Source organism: Bathymodiolus heckerae thiotrophic gill symbiont, from assembly GCF_900128515.1.
In the GTDB taxonomy this organism is placed as follows: Bacteria; Pseudomonadota; Gammaproteobacteria; order PS1; family Pseudothioglobaceae; genus Thioglobus_A.
The window spans coordinates 1-3824 of the sequence record NZ_FQTP01000112.1 but is presented as its reverse complement, the minus strand read 5'-3'; the positions used below and the strand labels follow the sequence as shown (position 1 = coordinate 3824).

The window sequence follows — 3824 nt, the reverse complement described above, 5'->3', positions numbered from 1 at the left end:
GAATAAAAATATGTTTAATCTACACTTGAAAGAATGTGAATTTAGATTCAATAATCGCAAGCAAAATCTTTATAAGATTTTGCTTGAAATGTTCAGAAAAGAGTCGCTTAAGTTGTCATGACCCTTATTCTTAAGTAGTTTAATTAATAAAGAGGTTAATAATTGCAACTCACGCTTAGAGAGTTTGGATTCAAAAAACTGTTTTGAAGCATACTGAATAGCTGGATAGTTATGCTCAATAAATTTAACACCTGAGCTTGTCAGTCTAACAATCTTACTTCGCTTGTCCATAGGATTAGCATCTCGGACAATGTGCTGTTTAGCTTCCAACTTAATTAAAACTTTGGTTAGTCCGCCTGAAGAAACTATCAATGCATTTGATAAAGAAGAAGGTGTTAAGCGATGAGGATATGAAAAAGACCTTAATAAACACCATCACTTCAAGTTCAAACACCGATAAATCAAATTGGGTGCTAACTCGCTCCATTAGAAAATTAAATTCAGACGAAGCCCTACCAAGATTTAACCCTGCTATGGCTAAATTAACATCAATATCCGGCCAATTTTCATGAAAACGAATCTCGGTATTTTCAATTTTAATAAAGCTATCCATATTTATAAGTTTAGTCTTAATTTAATTAAAAAAAATGGCGCAATCAAGCACCATTTGAATAAAAATTATTTTAAAAGTTTTATTCTTGAATGTCTGTTACTTCACTCACTTCATCAACACCTTCATCTACTGCAGCAGCTGATAACTCCGCTTCAATTTCTTGAGCTGTTTGCGCATCATGAACTTTTTGCTGTGCAGTTAATTCCTCTTCCATTGCGTATTCTTCAGTTAGGATCGAAGCATTAATTAAACCCGCCTCAATCTCTCTAAGAGCAACCACAGTTGGCTTATCTTTACCAACATCTAAAGTTGACCTATAACCGCCAGAACTTAGCTGGTGAGCGCGTTTTGCAGCTACCAATACTAACTCAAAACGATTATCTACAAAATCCAAACACTCTTCAACTGTTACTCTAGCCATAATACTCTCTAACTTTTAGTTATGATAAAATCAATCAATTTTACACGAAAATAATCTCAAGGAATATTTGATGGAAAGACTAATTGTTTTAGATACAGAAACCACAGGTATCGAACCTTCCGAAGGCCATCGAATTATTGAAATTGGTTGCACTGAAATCATTGACAGAGAGATTACCGAAAATAATGAATACCATCAATACATTCAGCCAGAACGCAATGTAGGTGATTCGGTTCGAATTCACGGTATCACGGATAAGTTTCTAACTGGTAAACCAAAATTTGAAGAAGTTGCTTCTGAATTTATGAAATACATCAAAGGTGCTACTTTGGTAATTCACAACGCGCCCTTCGACTTAGGCTTTTTAAATCACGAACTAAAATTGCTAGGATCTAATGAACGCATTGAAGATACTTGCACTATTATTGATTCACTAGAACTTTCAAAACAACAGCGCCCAGGCACGCTACACAACCTTGACTCTTTATGTCGACGCTTTGAGGTTGACTCAAGCGCCAGAACCGTGCACGGCGCCCTACTCGATGCACAGATTCTAGCACAGGTCTACCTAGCCATGACTGGTGGTCAATCTACCTTATTTAACATTGAACAATCGTCAGATAGTGAAAATAATGCCAAGCATAAGATTATTCGAGTTAAAAGTGATTTGGATAAAATTAAAGTCGTACATGCAAATACACAAGAAATTGAAGCGCACAATAACTATTTTGAAAACATTTAAATAATATGATTTATCAAGACTTAAGAGAATTTATTACTGAGCTAGAAAAGCGCGGGGATCTAAAGCGTATCACTACTGAAGTGGATGCAAATTTAGAAATTACTGAGATTTGTCGTCGAACGTTAGACAAGCAAGGCCCTGCATTGTTATTTGAAAATGTTAAAGGTTCAAATATTCCTGTATTGGCTAATTTATTTGGCACTACAGGTCGCGTTGCTTCAGCCATGGGTCAAGAAGATTTAGTCGCTCTACGAGAGTTAGGAGAATTACTAGCAGAGCTCAAACAGCCTGAGCCACCTAAAGGCCTTAGAGATGCTATTGAAAAGCTTCCAACGCTTAAAAAAGTACTTAACATGCCGGTTAAAACTGTCAAAAAAGGCTTGTGTCAAGAGGTGATTATTGAGGGTGATGAAGTAGATTTATCCAAACTTCCTATTCAAACCTGCTGGCCAGGAGATGTGGCACCACTCATTACTTGGGGCTTAACCATTACTAAAGGCCCTTTAAAGAAGCGTCAAAATTTAGGTATTTATCGTCAACAAGTTATTGGTAAAAATAAACTCATTATGCGTTGGTTATCACACCGCGGTGGTGCACTAGACTTTAAAGATTGGTATGAGAAAAATCCTGGCGAGCCGTATCCAGTTGCTGTCGCCATTGGCGCCGATCCCGCTACTACATTAGCAGCTGTCACCCCTATTCCTGATAGCTTGAGTGAATATGCATTTGCAGGCCTACTTCGTGGTAAGAAAACACGAGTTTGTAAGTGTATTGGCAATGATTTACAAGTACCTGAAAATGCAGAATTCATTCTAGAAGGAGTGCTTCATCCAGGTGAAATGGCCGATGAAGGTCCTTATGGTGATCACACTGGTTATTACAATGAAGTTGAAAGATTCCCAGTATTTACGATTGAGCGCATCACTCATCGTAAAAATCCAATTTATCATTCGACTTACACCGGAAAACCAATTGATGAGCCAGCCATTTTAGGTGTAGCACTCAATGAAGTTTTCGTACCCTTGCTTCAACAACAATATCCAGAAATCACCGATTTTTATTTGCCGCCAGAAGCTTGCTCGTACCGCATGGCCGTGGTTAGCATTAAAAAACAATATCCTGGTCATGCCAAGCGCGTGATGATGGGTGTTTGGTCGTTCTTACGTCAATTTATGTATACCAAATTTGTTATTATTGTCGATGATGATATTGATGTAAAAGATTGGAAAGAGGTTATTTGGGCAATGACAACACGTGTTGATCCAACACGCGACACCACACTGATTGACAACACGCCGATTGATTATCTTGACTTTGCATCTCCTATTTCTGGGCTTGGCTCAAAGATGGGCATTGATGCTACCAATAAACTTCCAGGTGAAACAAATCGTGAATGGGGTACGCCGATTGTGATGGATGATGACGTCATTCAAAAGATTGACGATATCTGGTCAGATTTAAAGATTGATTAATTACAAAAATTCTGAATTTAGCTGTTTACAATTCAGTGTAACAAAGTATAATTCTTTTTTTTCGGAGTATAGCGCAGTTTGGTAGCGTATCTGGTTTGGGACCAGGTGGTCGGGGGTTCAAATCCCTCTACTCCGACCATATTTTAAATTTTGCTCATAAACCTCTAAAAATCTTCATAGATTTCAATAGAGAGGCACCTATTTTAGGTTTATGCGCCCTTAGCTCAGCTGGATAGAGCAACGGCCTTCTAAGCCGTAGGCCTCAGGTTCGAATCCTGAAGGGCGCACCAAGTTTATGGCGGGAATAGCTCAGTTGGTAGAGCCCCGGATTGTGATTCCGGTTGTCGCGGGTTCAAACCCCGTTTCTCGCCCCACACTACTAAAGGCCTTGCGGCCTTTTTTTTATGCTTGAATTACAAATATTAAACAAATACGTGCTTTTTTGCGGGCACTTTTTTTAAGTTTCGATACCCATTTCTCGTAGCATTAAATATGCTTCAAGATCATCACAACCGCCAACATGCTTTTTACCTAAAAATACTTGAGGGTAAGTTAGCTCATTGGGCGCCATGTTAA

The 3824-nt window shown here is 38.4% G+C and carries 4 protein-coding genes, 3 tRNA genes and 1 pseudogene; 6 read left to right on the top strand and 2 right to left on the bottom strand.

Annotation, left to right across the window (positions count from 1 at the left end; all coding sequences use genetic code 11):
* Positions 1 to 121 (top strand): annotated as a pseudogene (locus BTHERMOSOX_RS09680) (IS1595 family transposase); the annotation flags it as partial.
* Positions 122 to 331: 210 nt separating this feature from the next.
* On the opposite strand, the gene BTHERMOSOX_RS09675 reads toward BTHERMOSOX_RS09680, so the two are convergent.
* Both BTHERMOSOX_RS09675 and rpoZ read right to left on the bottom strand, forming a co-directional pair.
* Positions 332 to 613 (bottom strand): hypothetical protein, encoded by a 282-nt coding sequence (locus BTHERMOSOX_RS09675; RefSeq protein WP_212744650.1) that lies wholly within the window; start codon positions 611 to 613, stop codon positions 332 to 334.
* A 79-nt stretch (positions 614 to 692) separates the two neighbouring features.
* The gene (gene rpoZ, locus BTHERMOSOX_RS09670) at positions 693 to 1034 is read right to left on the bottom strand and encodes a DNA-directed RNA polymerase subunit omega (protein ID WP_138120938.1); all 342 of its coding nucleotides are present in this window, start codon (positions 1032 to 1034) and stop codon (positions 693 to 695) included.
* A 70-nt stretch (positions 1035 to 1104) separates the two neighbouring features.
* Here rpoZ and dnaQ point away from each other — a divergent pair, with 70 nt between their 5' ends.
* The 5 genes from dnaQ to BTHERMOSOX_RS09645 all read left to right on the top strand — a co-directional run bounded on the left by dnaQ (position 1105) and on the right by BTHERMOSOX_RS09645 (position 3622).
* Positions 1105 to 1776 (top strand): DNA polymerase III subunit epsilon, encoded by a 672-nt coding sequence (gene dnaQ / locus BTHERMOSOX_RS09665; RefSeq protein ID WP_138120936.1) that lies wholly within the window; start codon positions 1105 to 1107, stop codon positions 1774 to 1776.
* Positions 1777 to 1781: 5 nt separating this feature from the next.
* Positions 1782 to 3248 (top strand): 4-hydroxy-3-polyprenylbenzoate decarboxylase, encoded by a 1467-nt coding sequence (gene ubiD, locus BTHERMOSOX_RS09660; RefSeq protein ID WP_138120934.1) that lies wholly within the window; start codon positions 1782 to 1784, stop codon positions 3246 to 3248.
* A 62-nt stretch (positions 3249 to 3310) separates the two neighbouring features.
* Positions 3311 to 3387 (top strand) — tRNA-Pro (locus BTHERMOSOX_RS09655).
* Positions 3388 to 3461: 74 nt separating this feature from the next.
* A tRNA-Arg gene (locus tag BTHERMOSOX_RS09650) sits at positions 3462 to 3538 on the top strand.
* Between the two features lie 8 nt (positions 3539 to 3546).
* Positions 3547 to 3622, top strand: a tRNA-His gene (locus BTHERMOSOX_RS09645).
* Positions 3623 to 3824: the final 202 nt, after the last annotated feature.

What these genes read in the sequence shown, in the direction of transcription:
- dnaQ (WP_138120936.1), top strand. Translation starts at nt 1,105, where the DNA reads ATGGAAAGACTAATTGTTTTAGATACAGAAACCACAGGTATCGAACCT.
- BTHERMOSOX_RS09675 (WP_212744650.1), bottom strand. Translation starts at nt 613, where the DNA reads ATGGATAGCTTTATTAAAATTGAAAATACCGAGATTCGTTTTCATGAA.
- rpoZ (WP_138120938.1), bottom strand. Translation starts at nt 1,034, where the DNA reads ATGGCTAGAGTAACAGTTGAAGAGTGTTTGGATTTTGTAGATAATCGT.
- ubiD (WP_138120934.1), top strand. Translation starts at nt 1,782, where the DNA reads ATGATTTATCAAGACTTAAGAGAATTTATTACTGAGCTAGAAAAGCGC.